At 70.6% G+C, this 754-nt stretch carries 1 protein-coding gene; it reads right to left on the bottom strand.

Going from position 1 to position 754, the window contains the following annotated elements; all coding sequences use genetic code 11:
• Positions 1–82 precede the first annotated feature (82 nt).
• Positions 83–754 (bottom strand): alanine:cation symporter family protein (locus ACFWJO_RS40385; RefSeq protein WP_386873350.1); only part of this gene is annotated, 672 nt, incomplete at its 5' end.

Here is a 754-nt window from a genome sequence, read left to right as displayed (position 1 = left end):
GATTCAGGCCGCGCGGACGGCCCTGGCCCGTGGCCCGACGTCGTCGCGGACGTCCGGCGCCCCGGGCCGCCGTCGTCGGTCCTCAGCCCTCCCGGCGCGGGACCACGGTGATGGCCCGGGTGTCCGGGGCGGTGTCCGCGACGTGGTCCATGGCCTCGTCCACGTCCCCGGTGCGCTCGTAGGCGGCGTGGATCTGTTCCCACAGGTGGGCGTTGCGGACGCCGATGGCGGCCGGGTCCAGGACGGGGTCCTGGCCGGCGCGGCGCTGGCGGTCGTAGTCCTTGAGCAGGCGGATGGCCACGGGGCTCAGGAGCACGAGCGCGAGGATGTTCACCCACGTGTACAGGCCCACACCGAAGTCCGCAAGGGACCACACGAACGCGGAGGTCTGCACGGAGCCGATGACCATGGAGGCGGCCAGCAGCAGGCGGGCGGCCGCGATGCAGATGCGCTGCGCCTTCTTGTTCGGGATCAGGTACGCGAGGTTCGTCTCGGCGTAGAACGCGAAGGACAGCAGCGTGGTGAAGGCGAACAGGAACACCGCCACGGCCACGAAGGACGGACCGAAGGACGGCAGGACGACGTCGATGCCGATCTGCACCCAGGCCGGGCCCTCCTCGACGCCGGGCAGATGCTCCACGATCGGGGGGCCCTCACCCGTGCCGAGCACGTTGAAGCTGTTGGTGGACAGGATCACCAGGCCGGTCATGGTGCACACGAACAGGGTGTCCACATAGGCGGAGAACGCCTGGGC

Source organism: Streptomyces sp. NPDC127092, assembly GCF_042722475.1.
Classification (GTDB): Bacteria; Actinomycetota; Actinomycetes; order Streptomycetales; family Streptomycetaceae; genus Streptomyces.
This window is presented reverse-complemented; position numbering and strand designations above follow the sequence as displayed.